Genomic DNA, 18,032 nt, shown 5'->3' on the forward strand with positions numbered 1-18,032 from the left:
AAGAACAGATGAAGCGCAAGGGAACCGGCCCCGACGGCCTGGTCATCGTGGACAAGCCGGAGGGCATCACCTCGCACGGGGTGGTCGCCAAACTGCGGTGGCTGGCCGGCACCCGCAAGGTCGGCCACGCCGGCACGCTGGACCCGATGGCCACCGGCGTGCTGGTCATCGGGGTCGAGCGGGCCACCCGGCTGCTCGGCCATCTGATGCTCACCGCCAAGACGTACGAGGCGACCATCAGGCTCGGCCAGACCACCGTCACCGACGACCGGGAGGGCGAGGTCACCGCGTCCGTCCCGGCCGACGGTGTGACCGGGGAGGCCGTCGACGCCGGGATCGCCGCGCTCACCGGCGAGATCATGCAGGTGCCGTCCAAGGTCAGCGCGATCAAGATCGACGGCAGGCGTTCGTACGCGCGGGTGCGCGAGGGCGAGGAGTTCGAGCTGGCGGCCCGGCCGACCACGATCCACTCCTTCACCGTGCACGAGCGGCGGGCGGCCGTCGCCGAGGACGGTACGCCGGTGGTCGACCTGGACGTCACCGTCGAGTGCTCCTCCGGCACCTACATCCGGGCGCTGGCCCGCGATCTCGGCGCCGGGCTCGGCGTCGGCGGCCACCTCACCGCGCTGCGGCGCACCAGGGTCGGCCCGTACGGGGTGGAGTCGGCGCGGACCCTGGAGCAGCTGGAGGAAGGGGTGACCGGCGGTACGGGGCTGGAGGTGCTGCCGATCGGCGCGGCCGCGGCGGCCGCCTTCCCGCGCTGGGACCTCGACGCCGAGCAGGCCGAGCTGCTCTCCCACGGTGCCCGGCTGAAGGCCCCCGGGCTGGGGGTGGACGGACCGGTCGCGGTGTTCGGGCCGGACGACCGCTTCCTGGCCCTGGTGGAGGAGAAGGGCGGGCAGGCGAAGCCGCTCGCCGTCTTCGTGGGCTGACCCGGCGGGGCCGCGCAGCAGGCGGATTCGCGTCCAAGTTCACTCGCACGGGGGAGCGCGCGAGGTGAACGCCGGTGGTGAACGGCGCAGGCGCGGTCGGGCCGCGCCTGCGGCGGGCAGGCTCCCCGGCGGCGAGCAGGTCGCCGTGACGCGTCCGCCCCCGGGCCGCCCGGCCCTGCGGGGAGGGCTGCGCGCATGCCGGGATTCCTGGATGGCGACGAGGTGGCGGACGATCCGGGGCGGTACCTGCTGCGGATCCGCGACCTCGGCGGACGGCTGCACGGGCTGGGGTTCGTCGTCGACCCGCAGGGCACCGTCCTGACCGCGCACGAGAGTGTCGCGGGCCTCGACCGGGTCGTCCTGCACACCCCCGGCGGCCAGACCCGCGTCCTCGGCCCGGAGAGCGTCCTGCCGCTGCCCGGGCACGGGCTCGCCCTGCTGCGCACCGACGCCGTCGGCGGGCTGCCGGTACCGCCACTGCCGGTCGCGGCGGCGGGCGGTGGGCCCGAACCGGTGGTGCCCGGGCTGACCGGGGACGACACGGCGGTGGCCCTGCGCTGCGACGCCCTGGGGGTCACCGCCGCCGGCTACGCCCGGCCGGGCGGCTTCCACCTGCTCGGCGGGGTACTGCTGCTCGATGTGCCGGCCGCCGACGGCGTGCTGGTGCCGGCCGGGGCGCCGGTGCTGGACGCCCGCAGCGGCGCGGTGGTCGGCCTCGCCGCGCCCGCCCTGCGCGGCCCCGGGCGGGCCGGCGCGCTGCCGGCCGTACCCGCGACCGGCGGGCCGGGGGAGCCCGCGCCGGAACTGCTGGCGGCGCTGGCCCGGAACGCGGTCGGCGTCCCGGCGTACGGCACCGCGCTCAACCTCGCCGGGGTGCTGCGGCTGACCGCCGCCCGGCTGGCGGCCGCCGGCGCCGGCCCGGGCCGGGTGGCCGCCCTCGCCGCCGACCGGGTGGACCGTCCGGACGGCCTGGCCGGGGAGGAGCCGTCGGCGACGGTCACCGCCCTGGTCGGCCCGGCCGGCAGCGGCCGCACCACCGAACTCGCCGCGCTCGCCGTCCGCCGCGCCGACGGCGCCCACCCGCTGCCCACGCTCTGGCTGCGCGGCGCCGACCTGCGGGCCGAGGACGCCTCACTCGCCGACGCGGTGGAGCGCGCACTGGCTCTGGCGGCGGCGGAGCTGGGCACCCCGCCGCCGGGACCGGCCGCCGTGGCGGAGCTCTGCACGGCGGCGGGGCGGCCGCTGCTGGTGGTTCTGGACGGTCCCGAGGAGGCCCCGGCCCCGCTCGGCGCCCCCTGGCTGCGGGCAGCGGGGGAGTGGCTGACGGCCTGCGGCGCGCGGTTGCTGACGGCCTGCGGGGAGGAGGCCTGGGAACGGCTTGCGGCGGTCCCGGCAGGCGTCCAAGTGCCGGATGCCTCGGGCGGGTTGGCGGCCGCCTCGGTCGTCCACCCGCTGGGCCCGCTGCCCGCCGAGGCGGCCGACCGGGTGCGGCGGCGGTACGGGGTGCCGCCCGGCCTGCTCTCCCCGGGGGACGCCCGGCACCCGCTGGCCGTCCGGCTGGCCGGGGAGCTGTGGGCGGAGGGCCTGCGCGGCCAGCCGGTGCGCCGGGGCGAGCTGTTCGCGGCCCACCTCGACCTGCGCTGCCTGCGGGTGGCCCAGCGGCTCGCCGAGGACGGTGGCCTCCGCCGCCCGGGCGCCCACCGGCGGGGCAGCGCCCGGCCGCCCGGCCCCGGGCACGGCCGGGTGCGGCGGCTGGCGGCGGCGGTGGCCGGCCGGGTGCACGAGGCGTCCCGGCGGATGCTCGGCGCGGAGCAGGGCGGCCTCGGCCGGGCGGCGTTCGAGGAACTGTTCCCGGCCGCCGGCGGCTGGGCGACGGCGGTGCTGGCGGAGGGCCTGTTCGTGCCCGCCGGTCCCGGCTACCGGCTCGCGCACGGCGAACTGTCCGACTGGCTGCAGGGCCTGCACCTGGACCTGGACGCGGCGCTGCGGCTGCTGCTGGGCGAGGCCGGGGACACCCGGCCGCCGGGCGGCGGCCCGGGCGTCCCCCGGCACCGGATCGGCCCGGTGGTGGCCGCGCTCCGGCGACCGGCCGAGACCTGGGGCGCGCCCGCCCTCGACCCCTGGCTGCACCGGCTCTGGCGGGCCCTGGACCTCCGGCCGCCCGGCAGCGAACCCGGCTGGTGGGCGGGCCGGTTGCTGGCCGCCGGGCTGGCGGCCAGCCCGGACATCACCGAACACCGCGCCCTGCTCGCCCAGTTGGCCGGACGGATCGCCGAACACGCCGCCGCCGCAGGCGGGTTCGAACGGCTGCCGGAGGACGGCCTGGGCCGGTTCGGCCCGGCGTTCTGGACCGGCCTCGGGCTGCCCGCCGGCCTCGAACTGGAGCTGCTGCGCCGGCTGGTCACCGCGGACGGACCCGGGCAGCCGTTCCTGGCCGTGGTGACCGCCCGGCTGCGCACCGACCCGGCCGCCGTGATCCCGCACCTGTGCGGCTGGTTCGACGACCCGCACGGCCTGCCCGCCCGCCCCGGTACCACCCTCGCCGACCTCGCCCACGACCTGCTGTACGCCCACCGCAGCCTCGCGCTGGACGATCTGACGGAGGCCCTCGCCGACGCCGCGCACCCGAGGGCGGACGCGCTGCTCACCGTCCTCGCCGCCGAGGAGCCCTCCGCGCTCTGCCGGGCGGTGGACCGCTGGAGCCACGACCGGCGCCCGGCCCGCCACGTCGCCGCCGCCGTGCACGCCCTGCGCGCCGCCCCGCACGCGCACGGCGCCGCGGAGCGGCTGCTGCGGTTCACCGCGCTGACGCTGCTCGCCCGCGAGGAGGAGCCCGGCCTGCACGGCGCCGCGCTCGCCCTGCTGGTCCGGGACGGCGGAACCAGGGCCGCCCACCTCCCGGCGGCCCTGGCCCGCTACCGGAGCGGCGGTGACCCCTTTCTCACCGCACGGGCGCTGGCACCGGCGCTGGAGAGCGACCCGGACGCCGTCCTCGCCGCCCTCGCGGACCGGCTGCCCGAGCCCGGCGCGGCGGTCGCCGAAACCCTGCGGGTGCTGGCCGACGCCCGCTCGCCGCTGGCCGTCCGGCGGGGCGCCGAGCTGGCCGCCCGGCTGCTGAGGGAGCGTCCGGCCCTGGCCGGGCCGATCGCGGTGGACTACCTGGGCCGCCGGCTGGAGCGCGGCGCCGCCGGGCCGGTCGCCCGGCTGGAGCTGCGGGTGCTGCTCGGCAGCGCGCTGGCGGCTCCGGCGGCGGCCGTCCGCCGGCCGTTCGCGGAGGTGCTGTCGGCCCCCGTCGCCGAGGCCGGCGCGGACGCCCTGCGGTGCGAACTGCTGGACACCCTGCTGGTCACCGAGGGCGACCCGGTGGTGCTGACCGCCGTCGTGGAGCGGCTGGCCGAGCACTGCGCGGCCGAGCGCCCGGAGCGGGCCCGGGCGGTGCTGGTCCGGGCGGCGGCCGCACTGCCGGCGGCGGACGACCTGCTGGTGCGCTGCGCCGGCCGCTCGGCGGCCTTCGCACTGCTGCTGGCGCGGTGGCCGGACGGCGCCCCGGCCGCGCCCGGCGGGCCCCGGACGGCCAGGATGCGGGGCCTGGTGGCGGCCGGCCGTGACCCGCGGTACGCCGCCGCCGAGGCCGAACGCACAACCGCCCAGCGGTCCGGACAGCCGCCGGTACGCCCAACCCGCATTCCGGTGCCGAACCAGGGGCAGGCGCATGGCACGCTATAGGGGTTCGGGTTTTGAGCGTTTGAGCGTACAGAAGGTACGCGCCGTACGGATCAAGGAGCGGTCAGGGTGCAGCGCTGGCGTGGCCTGGAGGAGATCCCCGCCGACTGGGGGCGCAGCGTCGTCACCATCGGCTCGTTCGACGGTGTGCACCGCGGGCACCAGCTGATCATCAACCGGGCGGTCGGGCGCGCCCGTGAGCTCGGGGTCCGCTCGGTCGTGGTCACCTTCGACCCGCACCCGAGCGAGGTCGTCCGCCCGGGCAGCCACCCGGCGCTGCTCGCCCCGCAGCCGCGCCGGGCCGAGCTGATCGAGGAGCTCGGGGTGGACGCCGTCCTGGTGCTGCCGTTCACCGCCGAGTTCTCGCAGGAGGCCCCGGAGACCTTCGTCCAGCAGGTGCTGGTGGACGCGCTGCACGCGCGCGGTGTCATCGAGGGACCGAACTTCCGTTTCGGGCACCGGGCGGCCGGCGACGTGGCGCTTCTCGCCGAGCTGGGCCGGGCGGCCGGCTTCGACGTCGAGGTCGTCGACCTCCAGGTGCGCGGCACGGCCGGGGACGGCGAGCCGTTCTCGTCCACGCTGACCCGGCGGCTGGTCGCGGCCGGCGACATGGCCGGCGCGGGTGAGGTGCTGGGCCGCCCGCACCGGGTCGAGGGCGTGGTGGTGCGCGGCGCGCAGCGCGGCCGCGAGCTGGGCTACCCGACGGCCAATGTGGAGACGGTGCCGCACAGCGCCGTCCCGGCCGACGGCGTCTACGCGGGCTGGCTGACGGCCGACGGGGAGCGGATGCCCGCCGCGATCTCGGTGGGTACCAACCCGACCTTCGACGGCACCGCCCGCACCGTCGAGGCCTACGCCATCGACCGGGTCGGCCTGGACCTGTACGGGCTGCACGTGGCCGTCGACTTCCTCGCCTATCTGCGCGGGATGGAGAAGTTCGACTCCATCGAGGCGCTGCTGGACCGGATGGCCGACGACGTCAAGCAGGCCCGCGAGCTGACCGACGGGCTCTGACCGACGCGCTTCGGGCGCGGCCCGTCGTACGGGCGCGCAAGAGGGCCCGCCGACCGTTCCGTACGGTCGGCGGGCCCTCGTGCGTCACTGCTGCGGCTGCTGGGGCGGCGGCGGGTAGCCGTATCCGGCGGGCGGTGCGGGCGGCGGGGGCTGCCGGTCGTCGGGCCTGGGCCCCTCCGGTCCGGCGGCGGGCCAGGAGGGCGGGTAGCCGTAGCCGACGGGCGGCGGCGGGGGCTGCTGCTGCCAGCCCGGCTGGGGTGGCTGTGCGCCCGGTGCGCCCGGCTGCGGGTAGCCGTAACCGGGCGGGGGCGGCGGGGCCTGGCCCGGCAGCGGGGCCCACGGCGCGCCGGGCGCGGGCGCGCCGCCCTGGTGGCCGCCGGGAGCCTGCTGGTACGGCGGCGGGGCCTGCTGAGGGTAGGGCTGCTGCTGCGGGTCCGGGTAGGGCTGGGCCTGGCCCGGGTAGGGCGCGGTGCCCTGCTGGGCCTGCTGCTGCCAGCCGGCCTGCTGCTGGGCGGCGGCCTGGTGGGCGCGGATGATGTCCTCGCCGACGAGGGTGGCCAGGTCGAAGTAGGCCTCGCGGACCTTGGGCCGCATCATGTCGAGGTTGACCTCGGCGCCGGCCGCCAGACTCTCGTCGAACGGGACCACGACCACGCCCCGGCACCGGGTCTGGAAGTGCGCGACGATGTCCTCGACCTTGATCATCTTGCTGGTCTCGCGCACCCCGGACACCACCGTGATGCTGCGCTGCACCAGGTCGGCGTAGCCGTGGGCGGAGAGCCAGTCCAGGGTGGTCGAGGCGCTGGAGGCGCCGTCCACGCTCGGCGTCGAGACGATGATCAGCTGGTCGGCCAGGTCCAGCACCCCGCGCATCGCGCTGTAGAGCAGGCCGGTGCCGGAGTCGGTCAGGATGATCGGGTACTGGCGGCCCAGGACGTCGATGACCTGCCGGTAGTCCGAGTCGTTGAAGGTCGTCGAGACGGCCGGGTCGACGTCGTTCGCCAGGATCTCCAGGCCCGAGTTCAGGTCCTGCGAGGTGAACTGACGGATGTCCATGTAACTGCGCAGGTGCGGGATGGCCGTCACCAGGTCGCGGATGGTCGCGCCGGTCTGGCGCTTGACCCGGCGGCCGAGGGTGCCGGCGTCCGGGTTGGCGTCGATCGCGATCACCTTGTCCTGGCGCTCGCTGGCCAGGGTCGCGCCCAGCGCGGTGGTGGTCGTGGTCTTGCCGACGCCGCCCTTGAGGCTGATCACGGCGATCCGGTAGCAGCTCAGCACCGGGGTGCGGATGATCTCCAGCTTGCGGTTGCGCTCGGCCGCGGCGGCCTTGCCGCCGAACTGGAAGCGCGGCTGCTGGCGTTGCTGCTTCGGCTGGCTGCGCAGCAGGCGGTCCGAGGACAGCTCGACGGCGGCGGTGTAGCCGAGCGGCGCGCCGTGCGCGACCTGCTGCGGGGCGGCGGACTGCTGGAACGCGGCGGGCGCCTGCGGGACGCCGGACTGCTGCTGCCACGGCTGGCCCGGGCCCGGCGGCTGGGCCTGCTGGTGCGGGAGCGGCTGCTGGTACGCGGCCGGCTGCGGCCAGCCGCCCTGGCGCGGGTCGACCGGGGCGGCCTGCGGGCCGGGAGCCTGGGGCGCCCGCGGGGCCGCGGCCTGCGGGGTGGCCCAGGCCGGGGCCTGCTGGTCCTGGGGGTGCGGCTGCGGCGGCTGGGCCTGCTGCGGGTAGGCCTGCTGCGGGTACGGCTGCGGGGCGTACGGGTCGGCGTACGGCTGCGCCTGCTGCGGGGCCGGGGGCTGCGCGACGGGCGGTTGGGCGACGGGCGGCTGGGCCGGGCCCGGCTGCTGGTACGCCGCGGGGTCCGTCGGCGGCCAGGGCTGGGCCGGGGCCTGCGGGTGCTCCGGAGCGGGCGCCGGGGCCGGCGCGGGAGCCGTCGGCGTGGCGAACGGGACCTGCTGCGCCTCGACCTGAGGCGCGGGCGCGGGGGCAGGGGCCGGGACCGCCTCCGGCACGGGCACCGGTGCGGGAGCCGGAGCCGGAACAGCGGCGGCCGGCGGCGCGGCGGGACCGTCCGCCGGGAGGGCGAACTGCGCGGCCGGCCCGGCCGGTACCGGGGCGGCGGCAGGCGCCGGAGCCGGTGCGGGCACGGGATCCGGGACGGGCGCCGGCGCGGGCACCGCCACCGGCGCGGACGCGGCCTGACCGCCCCCCGCCGCCGGAGCGCCGGCCCCGCCCGGCGGCCCGGGCGCCGGCCCCGGCGCCGTCGGGGCACCGCTCGCGGGCTCGGCCGCCGGAGCCGCCGCGGACTCCGTCTGCACGTACCAGGACGGGGGAGTGTAGTCAGGCGTGTCGGACCAGTCGTCGTCGTCCTCCGCCGCGTTGTCGCCGACGTAGACGCCGTCCCGATCGCTGCTCACCTAGGGCTCCCTCGTGTTCGCCGCCGCTCTTTCGCGGTGCCGTTGCCGCATCAAAGACTAGGCCGTGAGCCACCTTCCGATGAAGGCGGAGTCTCATCCGGTCCGGGCCCGCGACCCCGGCGCGCGGCCTCAGTCCATCCGCCGCGGAGCGCCCAGGACCTGCTGCTCGGCCGGCCCGGGGACGGTCCGCACATACTGACGGCGCATCCGGGTCGCCCAGAGCGTCAGGTCCTCGCCGAGGCCGGGCAGCGCGGTGACGTCCTGCGGGTCGAGCGAGAGCACCCGGCCGATCAGCTCGGCCTCCTGCGGGGAGACCCGCTGCACCCCGACCAGGTCGGCGGAGTTGAGCACCCGGCCCGCGTTGGGCCCCAGGTACGGCAGCAGGGTCAGGGTGGTCTGCCAGGGCGCGGCGGAGAGCCGGCTGCGCGGCGGCCGGGCGCCGAGGTCGCGCACCACCAGCACCGGGGAGGCCACCGAGGCGCCCTGCGGGCCGAGGCGGCCGACCTGGTGGACCGTCACACACGGCTGCCCGCCGCCGGCGGCCTGCGCCATCGGGCCCCACAGCTGCGCGCGGCCGGTCTCGACGGCGACCCGGGCGCCGGTGGCGGCCGCCCGCAACGCGATGACCTGCGCCGTCCAGACCCCGCCGACCAGGACCAGGTCGTACGCGGTGGGCCGGAACAGGCCGAGGACGGCGGGCTGCCCCTGCGGGTCCTCGCCGATCACCACCCCGTCGTCACCGACCGGGAAGGAGAGCGCACCGAGGTCCCCGGCGGTCAGGACGTGCTTCTCCCGGCGCGGGCCGCGCAGCCCGAAGCCGGGCAGGACGCGGGGCCGGACCGGGTGCTGTTCGGCGCCGGGCTGCGGACCGGGGACGGGATAGGTCTGGTACGCCATCAGGAGGTCCCTCCCAGGGGCAGGGTGGCGAGCAGGCCGGGGGCCTGCTCCAGGTCGAGCCGGGACAGGCCGAGGCCGACGCCCTGCGCGCGCGCCTCCACCAGCCGCCCGACCTGGACCACCTCGCTCTCGCTGCGCCCGGTCAGCCGGACGTGCCCGCTGATCGTCACCGAGCCGCCGGTGCCGTGCCCGGCGGTCAGGCTGAAGGTGCTGGCCAGCGCGGGGGTGCCGGTGACCAGGTTGACCAGGTCGGGGGCGGCGATCCGCCCGGGGGCGCCGCCCGGCCGGCTGAGCTGCGGCCACCGGGAGATCCAGTAGGTGCTGTGCCAGCGGTCGTCGATCCGCCAGAACCGGTTGCCCTCCTGGGTCCGGCGGCCGCTGCCGCCGCCGCTCGCCGTGCCCTGTCGTCCGGCCACGGCGAGCGGGTTGGCGCAGGTGGAGATGGAGAGTGCGGCGATCAGCTCGCGTTCGTCCAGCACGGTCGCGTGGAAACCGGCGCTGTTGAGCCGGCCGGCCAGCTGGTCGGTGACCCGCTGGAGGGCCTTGCGGGCGCCCTCCTCGCCACCGCCCCGGGCCCGGACGGCGGTGGCGGCCCGCTCGGGGTCGAGCTTGAGCGCCACCCAGGTCAGCCGCAGTCCGGGGGTGGTGGTGCCGGCTGGGAGCTCCTGGTAGGCGCGGGTGGCCAGCGACTGTTCGGGCAGGTGCGGCGCGGGCGCCGGCTGGGTGTGCTGGACCAGTTGGACCGACTCCAGCGTGATGTCGTCCACCCGCAGGGCCGAGCAGATCACGTCCAGCGGCAGCGGCAGCGCGGTCCGCACCGGGCGCAGCGGCTGGTCCTTGGCCTGGACGAGCAGCACTGAGCTGAGGAAGGTGCCGTCGCCGACCATGCCGGTCTCGCGGCGCACCGGGCGGCCGCCGAGGTCGGTCTCGGTGGCGTGGGTGCAGGTGCGCAGCGCGGGTTCCAGCTCCAGCGCCGGGGCGAGGGCCGGGTCGGTGCCGGCCGGGAGCGTGCTGGTGCGGGCCTGCTTCCGACGGGCCTTCAGGGCAGCGCGCACCCGCAGCGCCTCGGGGATGGTGCGGCCGCGCAGCGGGACGACGGCGAGCACGACCAGCGCCAGCGCGACCGCGCCGAAGGCGCCGGCGACCGGCCTGCTGATCGTCCATCCGACCGCCACGAGCGCCACCGCGACCTCGACCAGCACGAGTTGCTGGAGCCTCAGCCGCCCGCCGAGCAGCCCGGGCCTGGGGTGGACCCGTACCGGGACGGGGGCGCCGGGGCCGTCGGCGGGCGCGGGCGCGGCGGCCGGGCCCGGCTCGCGCTGCGCCCGGCGGCCGGGGCGGCGCGCCCCCCTGCCCGGTGCCGTGCTGCGGCCTCCTGGAGCGGTCTGGCTTGGCATCCCCCGAGTGGCCCTCTCTGATCAGTTGTCGCGGCCCGGCTGGCCGGTTCGCGAACCGTACCCGTACCGTACTCACCGTCTGCTGCCGCATCGTAGAGGGTTCGAGGGTGCTCTCGCCCGGCGGGTGCGGACCACGGGGTATGTCGGTCAGACAGGGGAGACGACGAGCATGGCATCGCGCCGCGACGAGCTGAACGCCTACACCTTCGCGCGCAAGCGCACGGTCGGGGCCTTCCTGCTGCCCGGGGGCGGCGGAAGTGACGAGGATGCGCCGCGTCCGGTCAAGGCGATCCTGCCGAGCGTCGTCGTGGCGGCCCTGGTGGTCGGCGGGTTCGGGGTCTGGGGGGTCTTCAAGCCGAGTGCGCCGGTGAACTGGGACGACGGCAAGAACGTCGTCCAGGGCAAGAGTTCGACCACCCGGTACGTGGTGCTGACCGATCCGGACGGCCGGACCAAGCGGCTCCACCAGGTGCTCAACATGTCCTCGGCGCGGCTGGTGCTGCCGGTGGACGCGAAGGTGGTGGTGGTCGCCGACGAGGTCCTCGACAAGTACCCCAACCACGGTCCGACGATCGGCATCCCGTACGCGCCGGACAAGTTGCCCACCAAGGACAACGCGAGCAGGCCGATGAAGTGGTCGGTCTGCGACCGCCCCGGCTCGGACGACAAGCAGGAGACCGTCAACCAGGCGGTGTTCGTGGCGGCCGGTGCCGAGGCCGCGGCGCTGGAGGCCAAGGACCGGATCCTGGACACCGACCAGGCGCTGCTGGTGCAGCAGAAGGACGAGCAGCAGGTGGCCGCGCAGCCGGGCCCGGGTGAGCCGCCGCTCAAGCAGAGCACCCTGAACATCTACCTGGTGGACGCGCAGGGCCGTAAGCACGCCATCGGTGGCACCCAGACGGAGGACAAGGAGAAGAGGTCGCTGATAACGGCGATCTTCGGACCCAACGCGGAGCCGCAGCGGGTGAAGCGGGAGTGGCTGGACACCCTGGCGACCGGCAGCGCGATCCAGTTCCCGCAGGTAGAGGGGGTGGCCGCGGAGCCGCAGGCGCCCAACTCCTCGGTGGCGCTGGAGAACCAGGCGGACCGCAAGGTCGGTCGGCTGGTGCGTTACGGCGACCGCAACTACGTCGTCGGAAAGACCCAGTTGTTCCTGGTCACGCCGTTCGAGGCGCAGTTGATCCGTCAGAACCCGGCGTACCAGGGCCTCTACAAGTTCGACCAGGACAAGCAGCCGCGGATCGACGAGCTCACCCCGGCCGACCACGCGACGTACGGCAACGGCACCAGGCTGAAGAACCCGGGCGAGGACTGGCCGCTCAGGACGGGCGCGCCGGCCAACAACTGGCAGGCGCCCGCCGGGGCGCGCAAGGTCGTCTGCAGCACCTTCGACGGGGTCGCCGAGGACGGCAAGACGCCCCGGCGCAGCGTCTGGGCGGGGCAGGATTACCCGGCGCAGTACAGCAACGGCGCCGGGTCGGCCCATGTGACGCCCGGTCACGGCCTGTTCTACCGCGCGCTGGACAACGGGACCGGCGGCTCCGGCAGCGACTTCCTGATCACCGAGACCGGCCTGCGCTACTCGGTCCCCGCCAACGGCGACGGCGGCAAGGCCGGGACGGCCGCGCAGCCCGGCCAGAGCGGCACGCCCAAGGCGCCGTCGACGGCGCCCAGTACGCCGGCCGCGGCACCGCAGCAGCCGCAGCCGCAGGAGGAGGCCGGCGGCAACCAGGCCCGGCTCGGCTACCAGGGCGTGCAGCCCGTGCCGGTCCCCCGGGAGTGGTCGAACCTGGTGCCGGCCGGACCGGCGCTCAACGCCAGGAGCGCGGCGCAGCAGCAGAACGCCTGACCCGCCCTGCCCGGCAGGGGAATTGGCGGACCCGGTCCGGTGTCATGGTCCGGTAACCGCCGTCCGGCCGGGGTTGGGTGAGCTGCGTGTGCCGACTACAGTGCTGCTGGGCATCACACGGGTGATGCGACGGGCGGGCCGGGAAGGCCCCCCGGACACAATGTCTGTCTCATGGGGGACGGTAGAGCATGGGTCAGTTCAAGACGACCGCTCAGGAGATGCTGGCGTTCGCCAAGCACATGGATCAGGTCATCGGCCAGATCGAGGGCGAGATCCGCGCGTTGGACCAGCTGGTGACCAACATCACCGGTGGGTGGCAGGGCCAGGCGGCCACCGCCTACAAGGGCCTCCAGGCGCAGTTCAACGAGGACGCGGTCGAGCTCAACAAGTCACTGCGGGCGATCAAGAGCGCGATCGAGCTGACGACCAAGCAGTACTCGGCCACCGACGCGGACCAGCAGGCCCAGTTCAGTGCCGGCAAGGTCTGATTCCTCGCTCTGACCGGCCATCCGTCGGAGCGCCCCGGTCGATGACGGGGTGCTCCGGATCCTCGACAAGGAGACATCGTGTCCGACTCGCACATTCTCGTTAACTTCGAAACCGTCAAGCAGGCCGGCGCCGACGTGCGCGCCACCGCGAAGCGGATCGAGAGCCAGCTGGAGGAGCTGAAGAGCGGCGTCAACAAGATCGCCTCCAGCTGGGAGGGCGCGGCCCAGCAGGGCTACCAGGCCCACCAGGCGAAGTGGGACCAGCGCGCCACGCACCTGCAGCAGGTCCTGACCCAGATCGCCGGCTCGCTGGACAAGGCCGCGGACAGCTACAACGCCACCGAGCGGAGCAACGCCGGCCTCTGGGGCTGACGAGGGTCCTGCCCCGGCCGGGGCGGTGAGCGACTCCGCCGCGAGGGGCGGGTGCCCGGCATCCGGGCACCCGCCCCTGGCACGCGATCACGGGTGGACGACATGAGGGGTGGCAGGGTGTCCGGAGTCAGATACCGGAAGGCGGCCGCGACGCTGGCCGCGCTCACGGTGCTGGGCGGTCCGCTGGCCGCCCCGGCGTCCGCCGACGCACCCCAGCCCGGTCTGGCCGCCGCCGGCGACTGCCCCAACCCCGCGCCCAATGTGCAGGTCGTGCCGTGGGCGCTGCAGCGCGTGGTGCTCGACGAGGTCTGGCAGGGCGGGCAGACCACGGGCGCGGGCGTCACCGTCGCGGTGATCGACACCGGGGTGGACGACCAGAACCCGCAGCTGGCCGGCAAGGTCGTCGACGGGGGTTCGCTGCTGAAGGACAAGGAGAAGGGCACCGTCCTCGGCACCGGCAGGGAGGACCCGGTCGGCCACGGCACCAAGGTGGCCGGCATCGTCGCCGCCGCCCGCAGCGACCGGACCGGCTTCGTCGGGCTGGCCCCCGGCGCGACCATCCTGTCGATCCGTCAGAACGACAGCGAGGGCAGCGGCGACGTCTCCACCCTCGTCGAGGCGATCTACAAGGCGCTGCAGGCCGGTGCCAGGGTCATCAACATCTCGCAGGACGTGCGCGGCGCCGGCGGCACGGCCTTCGCCGGCTATCCGGAGCTGAAGGCCGCCATCGACGCCGCCGAGGCGAAGGAGGCCGTGGTCGTCGCCTCGACCGGCAACGACGGCAAGGAGGGCGACACCTATCCCGGGGCCTTCCCGACCGTGCTCGCCGTCGGCGCCTCCGACCGCAACAACGAGCGCGCGGGCTTCTCGCAGTACGGCGAGTTCGTGAAGGTCGCCGCGCCCGGTGTCGACATGCTCTCGACCGTCCCCAAGGGCGGCCAGTGCGTCGACAACGGCACCAGCTTCGCCGCCCCGTACGTGTCCGGGCTCGCCGCGCTGCTGATCGGCGCCCACCCGAAGTGGAAGGCCCGGCAGGTCCGCGCCTGGATCGAGCAGACCGCGCAGCGCACCGAGCACAGCCCGAACCGCTTCATCGGCTGGGGCGTGGTGGACCCGCTGAAGGCCGTCACCAAGGCGCCCGAGGTGGCACCGGAGAAGGCTTCCGAGGACACCCCCGTCGAGCTGGCCGCCGCCCCGATCGTGCCGCGGCCGGTCGGCCTCGGCGAGACCCAGGCCGACCGCGACGGCCGCACCGCGACCTATGTACTGGCCGTCGGAGGCCTGCTCGTCGCGCTGCTCATCGGCGGTGGCGTGGTGCTCAGGGACCGCCGTCGGAGCCCCGGGGACTGACCCGGGAGCCGTTCGAAAACCCATCCGGATCCGTCTGTAACATCCGGCCCCGCTCACCGCATCCAAAAGATGTCAGTGACAGTCGGCGGGGGGACAGGACGGATGCGGCGGATCGGCGCCACACGGCAGGCCAAGGACGCGGAGTTCCTGGAACTCGTGTCGGGCCGGACCGGTCATCTGTACCGCTCGGCCTGCCTGCTGACCAGCGGAGACACCCACCACGCGGAGGACCTCGTCCAGGAGGCCCTCGGCCGGATGTACGTCCTCTGGCGCCGCAGCGCGTGGACCGGCGGACGGGACCGGATCGTCAATCCCGGGGCGTACGCCCACACCGTGATGGTGCGCACCTTTCTCGCCCAGCAGCGCCGCCGCTCCAGCACCGAGCGCCCCACCGGTGACCTCCCCGAACCGGAGGTGCGCGAGGCGGACAGCACGCTGCGGCTGACGCTGCTCGGCGCGCTCGCCCGGCTGCCGGCCAAGGACCGGGCGGTGCTGGTGCTGCGCTACTGGGAGGACCGCAGCGTCGAGGAGACCGCCGAGGTGCTGCGGTGCTCCTCCGGCGCGGTGCGCACCCGTACCTCCCGCGCACTGTCCCGGCTGCGCGGCCTGCTCGGCGACTCGTTCGCGGAGCTGGCCGCCCGCTGAGCCGACCGGGCCCGTTGAGTCCGCAGATCCCGCTGAGCCCGCTGAGTGCCCGAGCTCCGCCACCGACCGACCCCGTGACCGAAAGAAGCGGTGATCACCCATGTCCGAGCAGGACAGATTCGAAGACGACGTCGTCTACGCCCTCACCCGTACCGGTGAAGGCTTCCGCACCGAGCAGGCCCCGCTGGTCTCCGGCGGCCTGGACCGTGGCCGCCGCCGCTGGCGCCGCCGCTCGGCCGCCGCGGTGGTGAGCGGTACGGCCGCCCTGGCCGTGGTGGCCACCGGCGCGGTGTACCTCTCCGGCTCCGCCGGGAACTCCCCGGCCGGCACGGTGCTCACCGCGGCCGCCGAGCCGGCGGCCGGCAGCGGCACCGGGACCGGAGGCGGTACGGGCTCCGCCTCCCCGACGCCGTCCGGCTCCGCGACCGCCGAACCGCCGGTGATCACCGGGGACGAGGTGCTGGCCACCTTCAAGGCGCTGCTGCCGAAGGGGACGGTGTCCAACGGTTCCGGGCGGGGTACCGACGACAGCAGCGGACCGGGCAACGGCACCTTCGCGGCCGCGGACCTGGTTTTCGACGACGGTCAGGGCAAGTCCTTGATCTCGGTCGCGATTCAGAAGCACCGCAAGGGCCAGTCGCAGCCGCGCACCTGCCCGGCCGACCTCAAGACCGCCCGGCTCGACTCCTGCGCCGTCACCGTCCTGCCGGACGGTTCCCGGCTGCTGCTCAGCCAGGGCTACGAGTACCCCGATCACCGGGCCGACACCAAGCAGTGGCTGGCGCAGCTGGCCGGGCCGGACGGCCGGGAGATCCTGGTGAGCGAGTGGAACTCGCCGCAGGAGAAGGGGGCGCCGGACAGCCGCCGCAATCCGCCGCTCGGCCTCGACCAGCTGAAGTCCGTGGCCACTGACAAGTCCTGGGACCGGATCGTCGCGGCGGTCCAGTACGACGGGGTCGACACCGAGCCGCTGGACACGGGCCTCTCGCTGGAGGACCGCGAGGCCGTCTTCGCCGGGCTGCTGCCCGCCGGGGCGCGCGTGACCGCCCGCGACGGCAGCCAGATCTACGCCACCTTCCAGGTGAGCAGCGGGACCACGACCGGCCCGGTGATCCTGAAGGTCGAGAACTGGTCGAAGCAGGCCGGCGACACGCAACTGGGGGAGCTGTTCAAGGACGCGACCACGCTGCCCGACGGGACGAAGGTGGTCGAGTACGGCCCTGGTTCCGCCAAGGCGGGCTCGGCCCAGCCGATGGTGGACACCCTCCACCCGGGCGGCCTGCGGGTCATGGTCACCCTCGGTTCCGGCCCCGCCAAGGGCGATCGGACCGCGGGCGTACTGACCCTCGACCAGCTCAGGGCGATCGCCACCAGTGCGCAGTGGAAGCTCAGGAAGTGACCACGCCGTAGGAGACGGCAGTGCCCCGGGCCAGGGGGAGCCCGGGGCACTGCCGTGTGGGGGAGGGGTGGGGTCTCAGGCCTGCTGCTCGTCCTCGGGGAGGCTGATCACCCAGTGGCTGTCCTGCCGGGGACGCAGGTAGAACAGCCAGTAGAGGGTGGCGGCGGCGGTGATGCCGCCGGTCCACAGCAGGGGTTCGGTGTCCAGCTGGGTGATGATGTAGACCAGCAGCGCGATCAGCACCACCGGGACGGCCGGCCACAGCGGCATCCGCCAGGCGGCGGCGTGCTTGTGGTGGGCGCGGCGGGAGAGCAGCGCGGCGATCGCGACCAGCAGGTACATCCCGGTGACGGCGACGCCGGTGATGTTGCTGAGCAGCTCGCCCGGGACGAAGCAGAGGGCGGCGCCGGGGAGGCCGACGGCGAGGGTGGCGACCCACGGGGAGCCGAACCGGCCCAGGGTGCCGAAGGCCTTGTTGACCGGCTCGGGCCAGGCCTTGTCACGGGCGGAGGCGAACAGCACCCGGGAGTTCTGGATCACCATGACGATGCCGGCGTTGATGATGGCCAGCGCCACGCAGAGGCTGATGAAGGTGCCGACGGCGGAGTTGCTCCAGGCCGTGACCATGCCGGAGATGTCACCGGAGCTGAGGGTGGCCAGGTCGGGGGCGCCCATGGTGATGGCGGCGACCGGGATCAGGAGGACGGCGGCGGAGATGCCGAGCGTCCACAGCACCGTGCGGGAGACGTTGCGGCGCGGGTTCTCCAGCTCCTCGGAGAGGTAGACCGCGGTGGAGAAGCCCTGGGTGATGAAGAGCGCGATGCCGAGTGCGCCGATGATGGCGCCGATGCTCACCGTGGTGGTGGCGCCGCCCTCGCCGGCGACCACGCCGTGCAGCAGGCTGGGCGCGTCGCCGTTGGCGTGGGCGAAGCCGAGCACCGAGACGACACCGGCGGCGATGACCTCCAGGACCAGGAAGATGCCGGTGATCCAGGCGTTGGCCCGCAGGTCCAGCAGACCGGCCAGGGTGGCGGCCAGCATCACCGCGGCGCCCGCGATCGCCTTGTCGACGTGCAGCACCGGGGCGAGGTAGTCGGCCGTGCCCAGGGCGATCACCGAGGGGACGATCATCACCACGATCAGCGAGAGCACGAAGACCAGCCAGCCGGCCAGCCGCCCGGCCAGGGTGCCGACCATCGCGTACTCGCCGCCGGCGCTGGGGATCAGGGTGCCGAGCTCGGAGTAGCAGAAGGCGACGGCGATACAGAGCACCGAGCCGATCGCGATGGCCAGGGCGGTGGCGCTGCCGATGCTGGAGAACAGCTCCGGGACGATCACGAAGAGCGTGGAGGCCGGGGTGACACAGGACAGCGTGAGCAGGGTGCCGCCCACGACGCCGATCGAGCGCTTGAGCTTCTGGGGGGAGGCGGTTGCGCCCTCGGTCGCCGCAGCGGGGGCTACGGCGAGTGGTGGGCGAAGCGTGTCGGTCATGTGGCTTCCGATCGGCTCTGTGCGGTCCTGGAGAGGGAGCGGTATCGCCTCCGCTGGCTGGCT

The 18,032-nt window shown here is 75.2% G+C and carries 13 protein-coding genes; 9 read left to right on the forward strand and 4 right to left on the reverse strand.

Annotated elements, in window-relative coordinates:
* The first annotated feature begins 8 nt into the window (after window positions 1-8).
* The 3 genes from truB (at window position 9) to ACIO5D_RS34265 (ending at window position 5,669) form a co-directional block, all read left to right on the forward strand.
* Entirely contained in the window at window positions 9-932 is a 924-nt protein-coding gene (truB, locus tag ACIO5D_RS34255; protein ID WP_363611190.1) for a tRNA pseudouridine(55) synthase TruB, read from the forward strand.
* Between the two features lie 195 nt (window positions 933-1,127).
* A complete protein-coding gene (locus ACIO5D_RS34260; RefSeq protein ID WP_400800007.1) occupies window positions 1,128-4,658 on the forward strand; it encodes a serine protease in 3,531 nt (1,176 codons plus the stop codon).
* A 66-nt stretch (window positions 4,659-4,724) separates the two neighbouring features.
* Window positions 4,725-5,669: a bifunctional riboflavin kinase/FAD synthetase gene (locus ACIO5D_RS34265; RefSeq protein ID WP_363611194.1), complete on the forward strand. Its 945-nt coding sequence runs from the start codon at window positions 4,725-4,727 to the stop codon at window positions 5,667-5,669.
* Between the two features lie 84 nt (window positions 5,670-5,753).
* Here the strand turns inward: ACIO5D_RS34265 and ACIO5D_RS34270 are convergent, their stop codons facing one another.
* From ACIO5D_RS34270 to eccE, 3 genes are all read right to left on the reverse strand, one after another.
* Window positions 5,754-8,081: an AAA family ATPase gene (locus tag ACIO5D_RS34270; RefSeq protein ID WP_400800010.1), complete on the reverse strand. Its 2,328-nt coding sequence runs from the start codon at window positions 8,079-8,081 to the stop codon at window positions 5,754-5,756.
* Between the two features lie 129 nt (window positions 8,082-8,210).
* Window positions 8,211-8,978 (reverse strand): hypothetical protein, encoded by a 768-nt coding sequence (locus tag ACIO5D_RS34275; RefSeq protein WP_363611198.1) that lies wholly within the window; start codon window positions 8,976-8,978, stop codon window positions 8,211-8,213.
* Window positions 8,978-10,375: a type VII secretion protein EccE gene (gene eccE / locus ACIO5D_RS34280; RefSeq protein WP_400800013.1), complete on the reverse strand. Its 1,398-nt coding sequence runs from the start codon at window positions 10,373-10,375 to the stop codon at window positions 8,978-8,980. Before eccE ends, ACIO5D_RS34275 begins: the two co-directional genes overlap by 1 nt.
* A 169-nt stretch (window positions 10,376-10,544) precedes the next feature.
* On the opposite strand from eccE, the gene ACIO5D_RS34285 reads away from it, so the two are divergent.
* From ACIO5D_RS34285 to ACIO5D_RS34310, 6 genes are all read left to right on the forward strand, one after another.
* On the forward strand, window positions 10,545-12,224 hold the full coding sequence (locus ACIO5D_RS34285; RefSeq protein WP_363611202.1) for a type VII secretion protein EccB: 1,680 nt from the start codon (window positions 10,545-10,547) through the stop codon (window positions 12,222-12,224).
* 188 nt (window positions 12,225-12,412) lie between these two features.
* Window positions 12,413-12,712 carry a WXG100 family type VII secretion target gene (locus tag ACIO5D_RS34290; protein WP_363611204.1) on the forward strand — a complete coding sequence of 100 codons (300 nt, stop codon included), beginning with the start codon at window positions 12,413-12,415 and terminating at the stop codon, window positions 12,710-12,712.
* 78 nt (window positions 12,713-12,790) lie between these two features.
* Complete coding sequence (locus tag ACIO5D_RS34295) at window positions 12,791-13,084, forward strand: WXG100 family type VII secretion target (protein ID WP_363611207.1); 294 nt, start codon at window positions 12,791-12,793, stop codon at window positions 13,082-13,084.
* Window positions 13,085-13,201: 117 nt separating this feature from the next.
* Window positions 13,202-14,434, forward strand: a complete 1,233-nt coding sequence (gene mycP, locus ACIO5D_RS34300; protein ID WP_400800016.1) for a type VII secretion-associated serine protease mycosin — start codon at window positions 13,202-13,204, stop codon at window positions 14,432-14,434.
* A gap of 69 nt (window positions 14,435-14,503) precedes the next feature.
* Entirely contained in the window at window positions 14,504-15,079 is a 576-nt protein-coding gene (locus tag ACIO5D_RS34305) for a SigE family RNA polymerase sigma factor (protein WP_363611211.1), read from the forward strand.
* A 100-nt stretch (window positions 15,080-15,179) separates the two neighbouring features.
* A complete protein-coding gene (locus ACIO5D_RS34310) occupies window positions 15,180-16,478 on the forward strand; it encodes a hypothetical protein (RefSeq protein WP_400800019.1) in 1,299 nt (432 codons plus the stop codon).
* 75 nt (window positions 16,479-16,553) lie between these two features.
* Here ACIO5D_RS34310 and ACIO5D_RS34315 read toward each other — a convergent pair whose 3' ends face one another.
* Window positions 16,554-17,969: an APC family permease gene (locus ACIO5D_RS34315; protein WP_363611215.1), complete on the reverse strand. Its 1,416-nt coding sequence runs from the start codon at window positions 17,967-17,969 to the stop codon at window positions 16,554-16,556.
* Window positions 17,970-18,032: the final 63 nt, after the last annotated feature.

Source organism: Kitasatospora sp. NPDC087315 (assembly GCF_044744345.1).
Taxonomy (GTDB): domain Bacteria; phylum Actinomycetota; class Actinomycetes; order Streptomycetales; family Streptomycetaceae; genus Kitasatospora.

Coding starts and splice junctions, on each gene's coding strand:
- truB (WP_363611190.1), top strand. CDS start 9: ATGAAGCGCAAGGGAACCGGCCCCGACGGCCTGGTCATCGTGGACAAG.
- ACIO5D_RS34260 (WP_400800007.1), top strand. CDS start 1,128: ATGCCGGGATTCCTGGATGGCGACGAGGTGGCGGACGATCCGGGGCGG.
- ACIO5D_RS34275 (WP_363611198.1), bottom strand. CDS start 8,978: ATGGCGTACCAGACCTATCCCGTCCCCGGTCCGCAGCCCGGCGCCGAA.
- eccE (WP_400800013.1), bottom strand. CDS start 10,375: ATGCCAAGCCAGACCGCTCCAGGAGGCCGCAGCACGGCACCGGGCAGG.
- ACIO5D_RS34285 (WP_363611202.1), top strand. CDS start 10,545: ATGGCATCGCGCCGCGACGAGCTGAACGCCTACACCTTCGCGCGCAAG.
- ACIO5D_RS34290 (WP_363611204.1), top strand. CDS start 12,413: ATGGGTCAGTTCAAGACGACCGCTCAGGAGATGCTGGCGTTCGCCAAG.
- ACIO5D_RS34305 (WP_363611211.1), top strand. CDS start 14,504: ATGTCAGTGACAGTCGGCGGGGGGACAGGACGGATGCGGCGGATCGGC.
- ACIO5D_RS34310 (WP_400800019.1), top strand. CDS start 15,180: ATGTCCGAGCAGGACAGATTCGAAGACGACGTCGTCTACGCCCTCACC.
- ACIO5D_RS34315 (WP_363611215.1), bottom strand. CDS start 17,969: ATGACCGACACGCTTCGCCCACCACTCGCCGTAGCCCCCGCTGCGGCG.